A 15,553-nucleotide genomic window follows, 5' to 3' on the forward strand; every position below is an offset into this window, starting at 1 on the left:
TTCATAGTGTCACCTGTTAACTTATGAGGTGATGATATCACCTCTAACTAGGTGGCCAAATTAACTATGCCACTACATCTATATCTTTATCACCTAGAGCCAAAAGAAGTATTTCAAAATTGGTATAGCGGGCCTTTGCCGCTTTATCACTAAGTCCTTTAGCCTTACCTTTTTTAGTATCCTTTTGTTTCCAATCTTTGTAAGCCTCTATAGCCTCTGAAAGCCTCATACCACCCTCTTCAAGCTTTACTAACTCATCCGTTACACGATGTTGAATATTTAGCTTCTCAAGCTCTACAGAGTGCTTAATAGCGTTCTCTGCATCACTCTTATTATTACCTGAATCGTATTTAGTTAAGCTTTGCGGTTTACCGTTGTCATGAAAGGTCATAACAGATGCAAAATTCATTTGTATGCTTTTAGCCATGAGAGAAATCCTCATATCATTTAGATGATTAATAAATTTATTAACCAGCGTAATAGCTATTCTTGAGGATTTCGTTTGTAGGCTTTGCCGCATGATAGGCGGCAGGTTGGTATTTTCTTGGATGATTTTGGGTATACGAACCCTCAAGTAATAGACCCCGTTACGCTGGAAGGTATAAGGGATTTTAGGTGTACCAGTTTGTGGCACAGTTTGTAGCACAGGCAGAAACATAAAAGGCCTCACATTGCTGTGAGGCCTTCTACGTTAAAAGGTTGAGCTGGCCGATAAGCCGGGTCCTGTCTTGGACAGTTATTCATCTAGGCCTGCAATCGCTCACAGGCTCAAGCGACCTACCCGGTCCCAACGCGAGCAGCGCCATACGGGACCCTATTTGGTCTTGCTTCGGATAGAGTTTACCTTGCTACGAACTATTACTAGCCGCACGGTGCGCTCTTACCGCACCCTTTCACCCTTACCAACCGAAGTTGGCGGTCTCCTCTCTGCTGCACTTGTCGTCGGTTTACACCGCCCAGGCGTTACCTGGTATCCTGCTCTTTGAAGCCCGGACTTTCCTCCCCGTTCTTGCGAACGCAGCAACTGTCTGGCCAACTCGGCGCGGATTATAGCCTAAGCCACTGCAACACACCAACTAAAATATGGCTTTATGGCAAACCATATGAAGCTGAGGTAAACAGGTTGAGCTAACTACTCAACTCAACCTATTCTCTATAGACCGATTTCTAAACCGTATTTGTAAAGCGCATTCTTTTTAAGGCCATAGATTTCGCCAGCCAATGCCGAGGCTTTTTTAAGTGGCAGTTCTTTACATAGCAATTTTAAAGTATTGATCACCACTGTGGGTATTTCTGAATCACTGTCACTGCGGTGACCATGGATCATTAATACGATTTCGCCTTTTTGCTGATTTAAGTCATCTTTAACTTGTTGCAGTACAGCGCCTGCTGCGCCAGATAAAAAGGTCTCAAAGGTTTTAGTCACTTCACGGGCCATGACAATTTCACGGTCTTCGCCTAATGCCGCCACAATTGACTCTAAACTGTGCACTATGCGATGTGGTGATTCATAGAAGATTAAGGTTCTTGAGTCTTCTTTAAGTGCTGATAATTTGTCTAAACGGCCTTTTTCTTTTGAAGGTAAAAAGCCTTCAAATGAAAAACGATCTGAAGGTAATCCTGATGCACTTAAGGCGGTAATTGCTGCGCAAGGGCCCGGCAACGGAATAACATTGTAACCTGCTTCACGCACCTGTTTGACCAAGTGGTAGCCAGGATCTGAAATGAGCGGCGTGCCCGCATCAGAAATAAGTGCCACAGCTTCACCATTACTCAGCTTTTGAATAATCCACTGGGCTCTGTCACGTTCATTATGATCATGCAACGCCGTCTTACGGGTTTCAATGCCAAAATGACTGAGCAATTTACCACTATGACGCGTGTCTTCACAGGCAATAAGTTTAACGTTATTAAGCACCTCGATTGCACGGCTGCTGATGTCTCCTAAATTGCCTATAGGAGTGGGAACGATATAAAGTGCGACCGATAGGTCCATAACTACCTCTGTATTGACTATCATCAAGACTTTCGCCAAGTGAAAGAGCAGGTTAAACTAGAGTCAGCATCTTACCAGAGTGAAGCCCTGTGTTAAAAAGACTGAATACAACTAAATTTGTTTTCGCCGCCATTTTATCAGCCGTGTTATTTGGTTGTGCGACTCAACCTACTGAAAATAAACAGGCTATTGATAGCTCAATGGCATCCGTTGAACAAACGGCTAATGTTTATTTATCTGCAGCAAGCAATGCTAAACAGCCGCAAATTCGCGACCGCTATTTGCTACTTGCCGCCCATGCTTATATCAATGATGGCAATTTTGTTGCCGCAAGCAAGCTTTTGACCTCGATGAAAGCTGATTTGCAAAGTGATTTAAGCATTCAGGCTGAGTATATTTACCTTTCTGCGCGGGTGGCTGAAAACACCAGCTCAGATGCCGATGCATTAGCAATTTTACGCTATCCTAGCCAATGGAAATTACCCCAGTGGCAAAGAGTCACTTATCATCAATATAAAGCCCGCTTATTTAATCAAACTAAGCAGCCTATTGATGAGCTTAGACAATTAAGTTTACTCAGTTTATATCTTCCGCAGCAGCAAGCCTTTGAAGTGAATGACACTATTTGGCGTACGCTACAGCCACTGCATGAAGAAACCATTAAAAGCTTTATGAGTGACAACAGCAATCCCACTTTTTCAGGCTGGTTACAGTTAGCCTATATTGCCAAACATTATGCGGTTGACCCATCACAGCTAGTTCGCTACTTAGGCGAATGGCAACAAACCAATCCTAATCACCCAGGTGCGAGCAAGCTACCTTCTGATTTAGAGCAAGCCTTAAATGCCAAGCCGTTTAAACCGCAAAATATTGCGGTGCTATTACCGCTTACGGGCAGCCGCGCTGATGTTGCTGAGCCTATTAGACAAGGTCTGTTAGCCAGCTATATGGCCGCAATTGAAGACAATGTGGAGCTTAATTTTTTTGACACCAACCTTGGGGTTGAGCAGGCCTATCAAGCTGCTATTGCTGCAGGTGCTGAATTTGTGATTGGGCCGCTATTGCCTTCAGCAGTTGAAGAGCTGCAAGCCCTCAATGAGCAAGGCTTACTCACTGTGCCGCAGCTGTATTTAAATCAAACCGACAGCTTTACCCCAAAAAATGATCAGTTTTACTTTTCGTTATCGCCAGCACAAGAAGCCAGTGATGCCGCGCAAAAACTGTATGAAGATGGCATCACGCTACCGTTATTGTTAGTCAGTAATGACTCAACGGGTAAACGTATGGCAGAAAGCTTTAATAAAAAGTGGCTTGAGCTCACTGAAGACAATGCTGAAGTCCACTTTTATGATCGCGGCGATCAGATGAAGCTAACAGTACAAGAAGCCTTAGGTGTTAAAGACAGCCAAGCGCGAATTGCTAGAATAAAAGAGCTGATTGGCAACAATATTGAAGCTGATTTTCGCTCACGTCGTGATATTGATGCTATTTACATGATCTCAGCCGCAAAAGATTTAGTGCTATTAAAGCCCTTTTTAGACGTCAATTTTAGTGTGTTTGCCGATCCGGTTGCCCTGTATACCACCAGCCGCAGCCGTTTAAGTGGCAGCTCGACTCAATCGGCTCAAGAGCTTAACAACCTGATGATCAGTGATATCCCTTGGTTAATGGGCACGAATACTGAAACCACCATGGTCAAAAAACTCTGGAGCAATTGGAATAACAGCCAGAAGCGTTTATACATCATGGGTTATGACGCCCTTGATTTAGTCAATCGTTTAGCGCAAATGCGCGCCTTTCCTGGCTACCAGTTCAATGGCCGTAGTGGCGCATTATCGGTGGATGAAAATGGCGTCATTGAGCGTAAACTCAGTTGGGGTAAATACCAACGAGGCCAGCTGCGCCCATTATGATGTCGTCAACTGTGGGTCAAGGCCAACAGGCTGAATTAACCGCACGTACTTACCTTGAGCAGCAAGGCCTTAAGTTTGTGGCTCAAAATCAGCGTTACCGCTTTGGCGAAATTGATTTAATCATGCGCGACCAACAAACTTGGGTCTTTGTTGAAGTAAAATTTCGCTCATCAACCCAATTTGGCGGCGCACTCACCGCCCTGTCTGCAGCACAGATTTCTCGCATCAGAAAAGCAGCCCAACAGTATATACAAACCCATAAAATCAATGCCCCATGCCGTTTTGATATGGTTGCCATTAACACAACCGACATTCAATGGCTTCAGGGGTGTTTTTAAACAGCCATTTTTAGCTATAATGCTGCTCAATTGAAGAAATAAAGCATGCTAGCAACACTTTACCTTGTAAGGATTTAACCCATGTTAGAACGTATTAAAGATAGCTTTACAGAGTCAATTCAAACCAAGATTGATGCTGCTGAAGCATTACCAGAGTCGATTGAGAAAGCGGCTGAAATGATGGTGCAATGTCTTTTAAGTGGTAACAAGATCCTAGCCTGTGGTAATGGTGGCAGTGCAGGTGACGCGCAGCATTTCTCAGCTGAGTTATTAAACCGCTATGAAATTGAGCGTCCACCGCTACCTGCTATCGCGTTAAGTTGTGACACTTCAACCATTACAGCTATTGCTAACGATTACAGCTATGACGAAATTTACTCAAAGCAAATCATGGCACTGGGTCAACCAGGTGATATTTTATTAGCAATTTCGACCAGCGGTAACTCAGGTAACATCATTAAAGCCATGGAAGCTGCATTAAGCCGTGACATGACTATTGTGGCATTAACCGGTAAAGACGGCGGCGCTATGGCGGGCTTGATGAGCGCTGGCGATGTTGAAGTACGAGTTCCATCCAATGTCACTGCGCGTATTCAAGAAGTTCACTTATTAGCAATTCACTGCTTATGTGACAATATTGACCGCACTCTGTTCCCACAGGACGAGCAAGCATGATAAAAACGGCTCTTGTCATAGCAATACTTTTCCTTCTTCAAGGCTGCGCTGGCGTGGTGATGGTTGGTGCTGTTGGCGGGGCCAAAATGGTCAATGATGAGCGTAGTATGTCGACACAAATCAGTGATACCAATGCCGACTTTGAAATTACCAGCGCACTGTCTAAGCATGAAGATATTCATAACCAGACCAATATTACCGGTGTGGTGTTAAACAGTAATGTATTGATGATTGGTCAATCTCCTAACTCAATGTTGCGGGATAAAGCCATTAAAACGGTACAAGAGCTGGAAATTGGCGGCAAATTACATAATCAAATTCGCATTGGTAACCCTACCTCATTTACCACTCGCAGCAACGACACTTGGGTAACAACCAAGGTTAAAACGCGGATGCTAAATGAGAAGTCTTTGGATGTGACCCGAGTTAAAGTGATCACGGAAAACGGCGAGGTATTTTTACTGGGGTTAATCGATCGCGAACAAGCGGATATTGCGGTTGATATCGCCCGCAATACTTCTGGTGTACGTAAGGTAATCAAAGTATTTGAGTACGTCGATAAAGATGACTAGCTCAATAACTCATCATTAGACTGCCAATAAAAAGAGTTTGTATAGACTATTTTTATTGGCTGTTGCTAATGAGTAACCTTCTATTATTGCGTTTCGACCAACCTATTAGCCAATACTTTACGCTTGGCTATCAAGACTTTTCCACATATTGAAACGAGTGTTGTCGGCAGCACAATCAACCCAGCTCCCAGCCAACCGAGCCCATCTAACCATTCCCCAAACCATACCCATCCAAACATGACACAAAATAGTAATCCCGAGTATTCAGCCACGGCGATTTCAAACCATTAGCCTTTATTGGCAGCTCACAAAAAGCCAGCTTGATGCTGGCTTTTTTTGTCTTAAAAAAACAGATACTACACAATCATACCGATTTTCTCGTAGACCTTTTTGATCGTCTCTTCTGCACGAGCTTGTGCCTTTTCAGCACCGGCTTTAAATACTGCATTAAGATAATCTTCATCGGCTCTAATCTCACGGTAGCGCTCTTGCAGCGGCTCAAGCATAGCGACAACTGCTTCACCGGTAGCGACTTTTAAGTGACCGTACATTTTGCCTTCAAAGTCTTTTTCAATTGACTCGATTGACTGACCATTACAACCTGACATCAGGCTTAATAAGTTTGAAACGCCTGGTTTTTCTTCAACGTCAAAACGCACCACTGGTGGCTCTTGGCTATCGGTCATGGCTTTTTTCACTTTCTTCATAATCGCTTTAGGATCATCAAGTAAACCAATAACGTTGTTACGGTTTTCATCCGACTTAGACATTTTCTTAGTCGGCTCTTGCAGTGACATGACTTTTGCGCCCGTTGGCGGAATAAACGGCTCTGGCACGACAAACGTATCACCATAGGCATTATTAAAGCGCGTCGCGATATCACGGGTTAGCTCTAAGTGCTGCTTTTGATCTTGACCAACAGGTACTTCGTTAGCTTGATATAGCAAGATATCTGCAGCCATTAATACAGGGTAATCAAACAAGCCAACATTGATGTTGTTTGCATGCTTTTGCGACTTATCTTTAAACTGGGTCATACGGCTTAGCTCACCCATTTGGGTGTAACAGTTTAACGCCCAGCTCAGCTGTGTATGCTGCGGAACTTGAGATTGTAAAAATACCGTGCTTTTTTCAGGGTCGATACCGCATGCAAGGTAAATAGCTAAGGTATCTAAACAGGCTTCACGTAGTTTCGCAGGGTCTTGTCTTACAGTAATTGCATGTAAATCAACTACGCAATAAATACAGTCGTGGCTATCTTGCATGTTAACCCATTGACGAAGTGCGCCCATGTAGTTACCAATACTCAGCTCACCTGATGGTTGAGCACCACTAAACACGATAGGTTTTGCAGTCATTCGTTTATTGCTCCATTGATGTTGCATTCATTTCAGCGGATAAATTCAGTAGCGCTAAAATTTCATTAAATTGTTCACATACTGCCGTTGGGCTGCTCAGGGCGATATCTTCACCGTAGTTGTAGCCATAGGTCAAGCCAATTGAGCTTAGACCGGCAGATTTCGCAGCGAGTATGTCATTCTTTGAGTCACCTACCATAAGCAGTTGTGCTGGCTCAAGTTGCCATTGCTGCAAAATATGCGTTAATGGCAATGGGTCGGGTTTCATTTTTTCTAACGAGTCGCCACCAAGTACAAGATCAAAAAACGCACTTATACCAAAAGACTCAAGTAACGGTGTGGTAAATTTGTACGGTTTGTTAGTCACAATTGCCATGTTATAGCCAGCAGCTTTTATCTGCTTCAAGGTGCTTAACACGTTAGGGTACAAGCTACTGTGTTTTTCTAAATGAAGCCCATAGTGGTGCATAAACCTTGGCATAACTTGCTCTAATTGAGCGTCAATAGCCTGCGTATCAGTCACTTGTGGTTGAGCAAACATTAAAGCGCGGCGCATTAACATATTGGCACCATTGCCAACCCAGCTTCTAACTTGCGCTTCTTGTGCGTTAGGTAATGATAACTCTGTTAGTGTTGCATTAGTTGCCGCAGCTAAATCAGGAACGCTATCAATAAGTGTTCCATCTAAATCAAAAGCGATGGCTTTAATATTAGAAAATACTGTCATAATTAGCCTTCAACTTTTGCTAGTTCATCACGCATTTGATCAACAACTACTTTGTAATCAGGTTGATTGAAAATAGCAGAGCCTGCGACAAACATATCGGCGCCTGCAGCAGCGATTTCAGCAATATTATCTACTTTTACCCCACCGTCGACTTCTAAACGGATGTCATAACCGCTGGCATCAATAATGTCACGCACTTGCTTAAGCTTAGCCAGTGTCGATGGGATAAATGACTGGCCACCAAAACCTGGGTTTACTGACATTAATAAAATCACATCCAATTTGTCCATCACATGGTCAAGGTAATGTAATGGTGTACCAGGATTAAACACTAAGCCTGCCTTACAGCCTGATTCTTTAATCAGCTGTAGGCTGCGATCAAGATGTTCTGTGGCTTCTGGGTGGAAAGTTATAATTGATGCGCCTGCTTTAGCAAAATCAGGAATTAGACTATCAACAGGCTTAACCATTAAATGTACATCAATATCAGCAGTAATGCCGTAGTCCCGCAACGCTTTGCATACCATAGGGCCAATGGTTAAATTAGGCACATAATGATTATCCATAACATCGAAATGAACAACGTCAGCACCGGCATCTAAAACGGCTTTAACATCATCACCTAAACGGGCGAAATCGGCAGATAAAATAGATGGGGCAATCAAAAATGGACGCATAGTCTTCTCGAGGCGGTTATAAGTGACAGTATTTTACCCTTTGCAGAGAAATCGCTCTAGTCTCAATCGCTAATAAAACTTTTTCAACAGCAAGAAATGTAAATTTTAGTGCTATGTCGATATTAAGTTGATCTAGATCACATATGATGGCTGTTCAATATCTAAACAAACTTGCTATAATGCGACACATGTCACTGTGTATTGTGAACAATCTTCTGCTAGGCAGCGTATGTGCCAATGTAGATAGATGATTAATCCCTTTTGAATAATTTCTGAAAGTATAAGACAAGGATAGCCCTTATGATGTGCCGTCAGCTAAAAATGAGTACTAAGCAAACAGGTAAAGTAACATTAAAACCTGCTGTTAGCTTATTTTCGACTAGCGCATTAATGCTTGTTGCCTACTTTTTCATGTCAGAAAGCGAGCCCGCCTTGCAAGCTCAGCAATGTGATTGCTCTGACAATGTTGCCTATAACGCGAGTTTACCCAGTAGCCATCCGACTAACCGCTGTGCAGTTGATTCAGATAATGTCAGTTGGGGAAGTTGGGTAACAGGCAATAGCCGCTCAAGTCAGTTTCACTTTTTAGATTTATTGGAGTTACTGCATAGTAATGACCACAATAGACCAATAAGTGATATGCCAACGAATAACCCTAACGCACTTTAATGTCTATTTGGCAGGTATTTACCAGTACTATCGCCGCATTTTTTGGGGTGCAAACGGAAGATAATCGCCAACGTGATTTTAAGCAAAGTCGATCACCCTTACCCTTCATCTTTATGGGCATTGCACTGGCAGTGCTGATGGTTTTATCGCTAATATTGATTGTTAAGCAGGTACTGAGCTAAGCTAAGCCACTATTTATCAGCTAAGCCTTTGCTTAACTCAAGATTTAATCAATAACTTCTTGATAATGATGATCATATAACGCCATCACTTCAGCTACTTTCTTACGTGAATTACCCTTTTGACTAATATTGCGCTGTACGTCTATCGAGGCCATTTTTGCGCCGCGATATAGCTCTCGAGTCAGTGGAATATCATGATTACTGATCAGTACCGGGATATCACGCTCAAGTGCAGTGTGGCGAGACTTTCTCGCTAATAGCGCTTGGTCGTCAAGACTAAAACCTGGGCCGGCATAGGTCGTAAAACTTGCTGTAGTTGATAGCGGAGCATAAGGAGGATCACAATAAATGACATCACCTGCTTTTGACATATCAAATGCTTGCTCGTAACCCACACACTCAAAAATCGCTTTTTGAGCTTTTTCAGAAAAATAACGCAGTTCTTTTTCAGGAAAATAAGGTTTTTTGTAAGAACCAAACGGGACATTAAAGCCGCCTTTACGGTTATAACGGCATAAACCATTAAAACCATGACGATTCATATATAAGAAATAAACGGAGCGTAAAAACGGATCTTGAGTTTGGTTAAACTCTTCACGCACTCGGTAATACTGCTCTTTTACGTTCATCTCTGGAACAAACATGGCCTTTGCTGCTGCAATGTATTTCTCAGGCTGACTTTTAACAATATTATAGAGGTTAATTAGATCATGATTAATATCGCATAGCAGATATGAGTCGTAGTCAGTATTGAGAAACACTGATCCTGCACCGACAAAAGGCTCAACTAGCCTTTCACCTTGAGGTAAATGTTTTGCTAGCTCATCAACGAGTTTAAATTTTCCACCCGCCCATTTAAGAAAGGCTCTATGCTTTTTAGTCATGAATACCATTTACTAGCAAAATTAAAGCAGATGATTGTACTCTTTTTATTGAGAATAATCATTGCTGATTTAAGGGCTTTAACTAATTAATTTGAACTAAGTTGATAACCTTGAAGATCGCTGAATTTTCGAACCCAAGGGGCACTTAAACCGAGTTCGGTTTGTAATTTAAGCGCTTTATCTTGTGCTTGGCTGGCGTTATTAAACTGCCCAAATAAGACAACATGACGTTTATTATAATTAGCACGAATTACAGCTGTTTCATTATCTAATTTTAACAAGATACTGTTAAGTGATTTGGGTTCGATAACGCTCGCCAGTTGTAATGTGTAACCCGCTCGATATTGCAGCTCGGCTAACGCTTCATTGGCTGTGGCAATATCGTCAGTATTGCTCAGCGCTGCACTGTTGTCAGTAAGCTGTAGCTTATCTGTTTCAATAATGACCAATGTCTCATCAACTTCAGCGGTATCAATATCTTCATTTACCACTAACTCAGCTGCTATTAATTCACCAGCCACTAATTCAACAGCCACAGTATGAACGCTCTGGTAATCCTGTTGAGTGTTTGCTGCTTCGATTTCAACTGCGCCACTTTTTGTAGTGCTGGTTAATATTTGCTGCTCAGTAAGCAGCTGTAAAACAAGATCGCTTGGCTCATTAGCCGCTATTAAAGATTGCTGAGATGGCAAATGTAATTGAAGCCAAGGCAATAATAAGCTTTGGCCATAATGATGGTTTGCCCATTGCGCTGGAGATTCTGGCGCTTGGTAAGCCCTAAAGTTAACTTGGTTTGCTTCAATAGATTCTGCTGCGGGTTCATTATAAAAAAAAACGACAATCGCTAAGGTTAAGCACAGCAGCAAGCTGATCACCCCTAAGGGAAAATATTTTGGCCAGCGTTTTGGCTCTTCAACCTTATCCTCAAGCGCAAGCTTAAGTAACTCAATCACTTCGGTAGGAGTACCCATTTGTTTTTCAATTTGTGATTGAATGATTTCGCGAGGTATAAATGGCGTTTTATTGCTTCTAACTAATAAAGTGCGATATAGGCCTTCACGTTCAGCTAAGGATAATGGCTCTACCTCGACATGAAGCAATAAATCCTTCATGGTTTTAGTTAATTCATTAAACTCTGCAAATGATTCAGTGGTGACCGTAAAAGTCAGTGATACCGGTTTATCCGCACAACGGATTTGAGTCAGCACTATACATTCTGCCCATAATTCTTTAGGCAGCAAATGTGCATCATCAATAATGATATGCAGCGGTTTTGTTAAGCTAGATTGGATGCGAATTAAGGTATCTGATAGCGGTAAGGTATCATCAAAAATTGGTGATGAAATCAGTTGGATCAGTATTTTACGCCGAATTTCAGCACTATCAGCGTGCATTGGGCAGATAACCAACGCAGAGTTATAGTTATCAAGCTCGCTCGCCAATGCTGTAACTAAGGTGGTTTTACCTGAACCTTTAGCGCCGCAGACTAATACTAGCTGCTCACTATAGCTGGCAATATGTTGTAGCCGCTGAACTAAAGCTTCTTGGGAAGGTAATAAAAGCGTTTGTTGAATGTCCACAGCTCCACCATTAGACAAAAAAGCTTAAACTTGGCTAATGACGTCAGCTAATAAAGACTCTTCAACATCAGAGAATACATCAGCAGAGCCTATTGAGGTGGGTAAAACCAATCGAATTTGACCCGCGAGAACTTTTTTATCTCGCTGCATATGCTTAATAAAGTCAGCAAAGTTCATTGAATCAGGAGAGCTTATCGGTAAATCAAACGCCAACATCAAACGAATAATTCTATCGACATCTTTTTGCTCGATTAGACCTAACTTTTGCGATGTTACCGCCGCCATAATGGTTCCGGTAGCAACAGCTTCACCATGTAACCATACACCGTAGCCCATTTCAGCTTCGATAGCATGACCAAATGTATGGCCTAAATTTAGCAGTGCCCGTACACCACGCTCTGTTTCATCTTGGGTAACGACATCAGCTTTTATCTGGCAGCATTTAGCAATCGCGTAGCTTAATGCTTCGGTATTTAATGCTTTTAATGGAGCAACATTTTGCTCTAACCAGCTAAAAAAATCGCTATCCCAGATAACGCCATATTTAATGACTTCTGCCATTCCTGCAGCAAACTCTTTTGCAGGTAATGTCGATAAACAATCGGTGTCAATTAATACCAGTTGTGGCTGATAAAAAGCCCCAATCATATTTTTACCAAGCGGATGATTTACTGCGGTTTTACCACCAACAGAAGAGTCCACTTGAGATAATAAGGTGGTTGGAATTTGAATAAACTCAACTCCCCGCTGATAGCAAGATGCAGCAAAGCCGGCCATGTCACCAACGACACCGCCACCTAGTGCTACGATTACACAATCACGGGCATAATTATTTTCTAACAGTGCAGAAAAAATTAAATTTAAGTGAGTTAAATCTTTATATTGTTCACCATCCGGCAATACAACCACACCTATATCACTACAAGATGCCATAGCTTGCTGCGCTTGTTTCAAGTACAGCGGAGCAATGGTGTCGTTAGTGACAATAAGTGCTTTTTTACCGGAAAGGTAATCGGTGAGATAAGCGTTTTGTTGCAATAAATTCTGGCCAATATAAATGGGATAACTTCTTACACCTAATTCAACCTGAACTTGTTGCATAAACCTACCTAAAAACCGAGTTGCTCAATAATTTGATTTGCGACAATCTTCGCGCTTTGTTCATCAGTCTTAACTATTACGTCTGCAATCTCTTCATACAAAGGATTACGAACGTCAGCAAGATCTTCAAGCACTTCACGTGGATCATCTACCTGAAGTAAAGGTCGACGTTTATCACGTTGAGTACGAGCCACTTGCTTATCAATTGTTGTCTCAAGGTATACAACGATACCGCGAGCCGACAGATGATTACGAATGTCTTTGCTTTGTACAGATCCGCCGCCAGTAGCTAGGACAATGCCCTGCTTTTCCGAAAGGTCGGCGATGACTTGAGCTTCACGTCGACGAAAACCTTCTTCGCCTTCAACGTCAAACACCCATGCAATATCTGCACCTGTGCGTTGCTCAATCTCGTGATCTGAGTCGTGGAAATCTAAATGCAGCAGTTGGGCTAAGTGACGACCAATTGTGCTTTTACCTGCGCCCATAGGGCCTACCAGAAAAATATTGCGTTTTTCAGCCATTGTATATACGTCTGAATCTTATATGAAAAGTATGCCTTATCGACTTAAACTCAAGCCGACCTATTATTTAACCTTGCTCTAATGAGACTTGACGAAGGATTATCTCAGTTATGCACCAGTTGTTGCAAGTGATGTGAGCGATTTATAGTGAGTTTATTAAAAATAAATAATTTAACCCTAGATTCAGCGAGTTTAAAAAATGATGGTATGTTTAATGACCTTAATATAATCAAGCAATTAATTATTTTAAGGCAAAAAAATGCCAGCAATTAAGCTGGCATTAATATTTTTTATCTTTACAGTTTTTCAGTCACGATTTTCGGTGTCACGAATATCAATAACTCTTGACGTTCATTTTTATCTGATGTGTTTCTGAATAAGAAACCAACCAGAGGAATGTCACCTAATACTGGCACCTTACTAACTCGACTGATCAAGTTCTGCTGGTAAATACCGCCTAATACAATGGTTTCACCATTATCAACAAGCACCTGAGTACCAATTCGCTGAGTATCAATAGAAACCGCTTCACCCGTACCAGTTGAAACAACTTCACCACGGGTATCTTGAGTAATTTCTAAATCAAGAATGACACGGTCATCTGGGGTAATTTGCGGGGTTACTCGTAATGACAACACTGCTTTTTTAAATGACACAGTTGTGGCACCACTTGAGGCAGACTCCACATAAGGGATCTCTACACCTTGTTCGATATAGGCCGCTTTTTGGTTTGAAGTGGTAATACGTGGACTCGCAATAATTTCGCCTTTATTTTCTTGCTCTAACGCGCTTAGCTCTAAATCAAGTACGGTTCCATCAGCCATTTTCGCCACACTAAATGCAATACTGGCAGCATTAGAGGCCGAAGAGGGCAAGTTCACATTTAAGCGGTCACTTAGTGCAGGAATAACCCCAGCAACAATATCATTAGCGCCTTCTAGTGACCCAGAGGTACCTCTTTCACCTTGTTGATCAGTAATTCCCCAACGAATGCCTAAATCTTCAGAGACGTTATCCTTAACCGTCACCATTCTGGCTTCAATTAATACCTGCTTAATCGGGATATCCAGTACTTCAACTAAACGATGAATAGTTTCTAAAGTATCTGCGGTATCTTTGACTAATAAAGTATTGGTACGTTCATCAACCGCAACGCTACCGCGATTTGACAATAAGCTTGAATCAGCACTTTTCATCAACTCGGCAATATCGACCGCTTTTGCATAGTTTACCTGAATATATTCAGAATAAAGCGGCGCTAACTCTTTGACTTCTTGCTTGTTAGCCAAATCTTGCCTTTCTCGAATAGCCAGCTCTTCACTTGGGGCAACCATTAAGATATTGCCTTCAATACGCTTATCCAACCCTTTGGTTTGGAGAATTAAATCTAGCGCTTGATCCCAAGGCACATCATCTAAACGTAGAGTGATATTGCCTTCTACGGTATCACTGGTGACCAAATTGAAATCATTATAATCAGCAATAATTTGCAGTACTGTTCTTACAGAAATATTCTGGAAGTTAAGCGACAAAGAACGGCCATTATATTTTTTGTCATCCTTAGCAACGATGGCACGTTCTACTTTATTAATACTCACTTTGAACACATTACCGTCTTGCTTGTATGTGTAATCATAGTTGCCATCAACATCGACCATCAAACGGGCAGTTAAGTCTTCTTTAAAGGTCTCAAAGCTCGTGACTGGTGTATTAAAGTCTTGTACATCCATCACATATAAAAGCTCGCTTTTAATATCTGTGTTATACAATTTCACTTCTAATTTAGAGCCAACCTGAGCTACGTTGGCAGCAACAGAGCGATTATCTAAATGAATTAATAAATCGCCACCACCATTTTTATTGCGGCGAAAATCAATAGTATCAATGCCATTTACAAATGGGGTATCAGCGCTATCAGGCCCAGATACAGTATCGTTAACCGTTAAACGGTAAGTATTACCTACCACTTTGCCTTGATAAGGTTTTACCTCAGCTAAATCTACAACGATGTTCAGTGCGCCATTTTGTTGAGAGGTTTTTAAACTCTCAACCCCAACTCTATCGATAGTAATATCGTCTTTATCGAGGCTTGAAATACTATCGTCAAAACTTAATAGAATTTGAGCAGGTGACGCCTTCAAATCAACTTCAGGCTGAACAATGTCAGATTCGAACACCAATTCTAATTCTAATTGGTGATCAACAATAGAATGATACTTTACATCCACTAATTTATTCGCAGCTAACGCGCTTGGTAATGCACCAAGCAACAACACAGCACCGAGTACGGTTCTGAACAGTGATATTTTTGTGGTCGATTTTTGCATCGAGGCAGAAGATTTCATTATTCCCTCATC

The 15,553-nt window shown here is 41.8% G+C and carries 16 protein-coding genes, 1 other RNA gene and 1 pseudogene; 6 read left to right on the forward strand and 12 right to left on the reverse strand.

Going from position 1 to position 15,553, the window contains the following annotated elements; all coding sequences use genetic code 11:
* Nucleotides 1–64: 64 nt before the first annotated feature.
* From Q4591_RS18505 to rsmI, 3 genes are all read right to left on the reverse strand, one after another.
* Nucleotides 65–658, reverse strand: coding sequence for a DUF6538 domain-containing protein (locus Q4591_RS18505; RefSeq protein ID WP_303462368.1), 594 nt, complete (start codon nucleotides 656–658; stop codon nucleotides 65–67).
* Between the two features lie 38 nt (nucleotides 659–696).
* Nucleotides 697–1,040, reverse strand: an RNA gene (gene rnpB / locus Q4591_RS18510) — RNase P RNA component class A.
* Between the two features lie 113 nt (nucleotides 1,041–1,153).
* A complete protein-coding gene (gene rsmI / locus Q4591_RS18515) occupies nucleotides 1,154–1,996 on the reverse strand; it encodes a 16S rRNA (cytidine(1402)-2'-O)-methyltransferase (RefSeq protein ID WP_102440330.1) in 843 nt (280 codons plus the stop codon).
* An 89-nt stretch (nucleotides 1,997–2,085) separates the two neighbouring features.
* On the opposite strand from rsmI, the gene Q4591_RS18520 reads away from it, so the two are divergent.
* The 4 genes from Q4591_RS18520 (at nucleotide 2,086) to Q4591_RS18535 (ending at nucleotide 5,494) form a co-directional block, all read left to right on the forward strand.
* On the forward strand, nucleotides 2,086–3,909 hold the full coding sequence (locus Q4591_RS18520) for a penicillin-binding protein activator (RefSeq protein ID WP_303462370.1): 1,824 nt from the start codon (nucleotides 2,086–2,088) through the stop codon (nucleotides 3,907–3,909).
* Between the two features lie 11 nt (nucleotides 3,910–3,920).
* Complete coding sequence (locus Q4591_RS18525; protein ID WP_102440355.1) at nucleotides 3,921–4,247, forward strand: YraN family protein; 327 nt, start codon at nucleotides 3,921–3,923, stop codon at nucleotides 4,245–4,247.
* An 81-nt stretch (nucleotides 4,248–4,328) separates the two neighbouring features.
* Nucleotides 4,329–4,922 carry a phosphoheptose isomerase gene (locus Q4591_RS18530; RefSeq protein ID WP_076541969.1) on the forward strand — a complete coding sequence of 198 codons (594 nt, stop codon included), beginning with the start codon at nucleotides 4,329–4,331 and terminating at the stop codon, nucleotides 4,920–4,922.
* A complete protein-coding gene (locus Q4591_RS18535; protein ID WP_102440332.1) occupies nucleotides 4,919–5,494 on the forward strand; it encodes a BON domain-containing protein in 576 nt (191 codons plus the stop codon). Before Q4591_RS18530 ends, Q4591_RS18535 begins: the two co-directional genes overlap by 4 nt.
* 83 nt (nucleotides 5,495–5,577) lie before the next feature.
* Here Q4591_RS18535 and Q4591_RS18540 read toward each other — a convergent pair.
* The 4 genes and pseudogenes from Q4591_RS18540 to rpe all read right to left on the reverse strand — a co-directional run.
* A pseudogene (locus Q4591_RS18540) lies at nucleotides 5,578–5,775 on the reverse strand (EamA/RhaT family transporter); the annotation flags it as partial.
* A 75-nt stretch (nucleotides 5,776–5,850) separates the two neighbouring features.
* Complete coding sequence (gene trpS, locus Q4591_RS18545) at nucleotides 5,851–6,852, reverse strand: tryptophan--tRNA ligase (protein ID WP_102440333.1); 1,002 nt, start codon at nucleotides 6,850–6,852, stop codon at nucleotides 5,851–5,853.
* A gap of 4 nt (nucleotides 6,853–6,856) precedes the next feature.
* Nucleotides 6,857–7,579: a phosphoglycolate phosphatase gene (locus Q4591_RS18550; RefSeq protein ID WP_102440334.1), complete on the reverse strand. Its 723-nt coding sequence runs from the start codon at nucleotides 7,577–7,579 to the stop codon at nucleotides 6,857–6,859.
* A gap of 2 nt (nucleotides 7,580–7,581) precedes the next feature.
* Nucleotides 7,582–8,256 carry a ribulose-phosphate 3-epimerase gene (rpe, locus tag Q4591_RS18555; protein ID WP_102440335.1) on the reverse strand — a complete coding sequence of 225 codons (675 nt, stop codon included), beginning with the start codon at nucleotides 8,254–8,256 and terminating at the stop codon, nucleotides 7,582–7,584.
* Between the two features lie 300 nt (nucleotides 8,257–8,556).
* Between rpe and Q4591_RS18560 the strand changes: the two genes are divergently transcribed.
* Both Q4591_RS18560 and Q4591_RS18565 read left to right on the forward strand, forming a co-directional pair.
* Entirely contained in the window at nucleotides 8,557–8,925 is a 369-nt protein-coding gene (locus Q4591_RS18560; protein WP_102440336.1) for a hypothetical protein, read from the forward strand.
* The gene (locus Q4591_RS18565) at nucleotides 8,925–9,107 is read left to right on the forward strand and encodes a DUF2970 domain-containing protein (protein ID WP_076541979.1); all 183 of its coding nucleotides are present in this window, start codon (nucleotides 8,925–8,927) and stop codon (nucleotides 9,105–9,107) included. Before Q4591_RS18560 ends, Q4591_RS18565 begins: the two co-directional genes overlap by 1 nt.
* Nucleotides 9,108–9,151: 44 nt before the next feature.
* Here Q4591_RS18565 and Q4591_RS18570 read toward each other — a convergent pair whose 3' ends face one another.
* The 5 genes from Q4591_RS18570 to Q4591_RS18590 form a co-directional block, all read right to left on the reverse strand.
* Nucleotides 9,152–9,991: a Dam family site-specific DNA-(adenine-N6)-methyltransferase gene (locus Q4591_RS18570; protein WP_102475816.1), complete on the reverse strand. Its 840-nt coding sequence runs from the start codon at nucleotides 9,989–9,991 to the stop codon at nucleotides 9,152–9,154.
* Nucleotides 9,992–10,077: 86 nt separating this feature from the next.
* On the reverse strand, nucleotides 10,078–11,571 hold the full coding sequence (locus Q4591_RS18575) for an ATP-binding protein (protein WP_303412352.1): 1,494 nt from the start codon (nucleotides 11,569–11,571) through the stop codon (nucleotides 10,078–10,080).
* A 24-nt stretch (nucleotides 11,572–11,595) separates the two neighbouring features.
* On the reverse strand, nucleotides 11,596–12,672 hold the full coding sequence (gene aroB / locus Q4591_RS18580; RefSeq protein WP_102440338.1) for a 3-dehydroquinate synthase: 1,077 nt from the start codon (nucleotides 12,670–12,672) through the stop codon (nucleotides 11,596–11,598).
* Nucleotides 12,673–12,680: 8 nt separating this feature from the next.
* Nucleotides 12,681–13,196, reverse strand: a complete 516-nt coding sequence (gene aroK / locus Q4591_RS18585) for a shikimate kinase AroK (RefSeq protein ID WP_076541984.1) — start codon at nucleotides 13,194–13,196, stop codon at nucleotides 12,681–12,683.
* A gap of 296 nt (nucleotides 13,197–13,492) precedes the next feature.
* Entirely contained in the window at nucleotides 13,493–15,541 is a 2,049-nt protein-coding gene (locus tag Q4591_RS18590) for a type IV pilus secretin PilQ (RefSeq protein WP_303462371.1), read from the reverse strand.
* Nucleotides 15,542–15,553 lie beyond the last annotated feature (12 nt).

The organism is Shewanella sp. 3_MG-2023, from assembly GCF_030548765.1.
GTDB lineage: Bacteria > Pseudomonadota > Gammaproteobacteria > Enterobacterales > Shewanellaceae > Shewanella.

What these genes read in the sequence shown, in the direction of transcription:
- Q4591_RS18505 (WP_303462368.1), bottom strand. Translation starts at nt 658, where the DNA reads ATGTTTCTGCCTGTGCTACAAACTGTGCCACAAACTGGTACACCTAAA.
- rsmI (WP_102440330.1), bottom strand. Translation starts at nt 1,996, where the DNA reads ATGGACCTATCGGTCGCACTTTATATCGTTCCCACTCCTATAGGCAAT.
- Q4591_RS18530 (WP_076541969.1), top strand. Translation starts at nt 4,329, where the DNA reads ATGTTAGAACGTATTAAAGATAGCTTTACAGAGTCAATTCAAACCAAG.
- Q4591_RS18535 (WP_102440332.1), top strand. Translation starts at nt 4,919, where the DNA reads ATGATAAAAACGGCTCTTGTCATAGCAATACTTTTCCTTCTTCAAGGC.
- trpS (WP_102440333.1), bottom strand. Translation starts at nt 6,852, where the DNA reads ATGACTGCAAAACCTATCGTGTTTAGTGGTGCTCAACCATCAGGTGAG.
- Q4591_RS18550 (WP_102440334.1), bottom strand. Translation starts at nt 7,579, where the DNA reads ATGACAGTATTTTCTAATATTAAAGCCATCGCTTTTGATTTAGATGGA.
- rpe (WP_102440335.1), bottom strand. Translation starts at nt 8,256, where the DNA reads ATGCGTCCATTTTTGATTGCCCCATCTATTTTATCTGCCGATTTCGCC.
- Q4591_RS18560 (WP_102440336.1), top strand. Translation starts at nt 8,557, where the DNA reads ATGATGTGCCGTCAGCTAAAAATGAGTACTAAGCAAACAGGTAAAGTA.
- Q4591_RS18565 (WP_076541979.1), top strand. Translation starts at nt 8,925, where the DNA reads ATGTCTATTTGGCAGGTATTTACCAGTACTATCGCCGCATTTTTTGGG.
- Q4591_RS18570 (WP_102475816.1), bottom strand. Translation starts at nt 9,991, where the DNA reads ATGACTAAAAAGCATAGAGCCTTTCTTAAATGGGCGGGTGGAAAATTT.
- aroB (WP_102440338.1), bottom strand. Translation starts at nt 12,672, where the DNA reads ATGCAACAAGTTCAGGTTGAATTAGGTGTAAGAAGTTATCCCATTTAT.
- aroK (WP_076541984.1), bottom strand. Translation starts at nt 13,196, where the DNA reads ATGGCTGAAAAACGCAATATTTTTCTGGTAGGCCCTATGGGCGCAGGT.
- Q4591_RS18590 (WP_303462371.1), bottom strand. Translation starts at nt 15,541, where the DNA reads ATGAAATCTTCTGCCTCGATGCAAAAATCGACCACAAAAATATCACTG.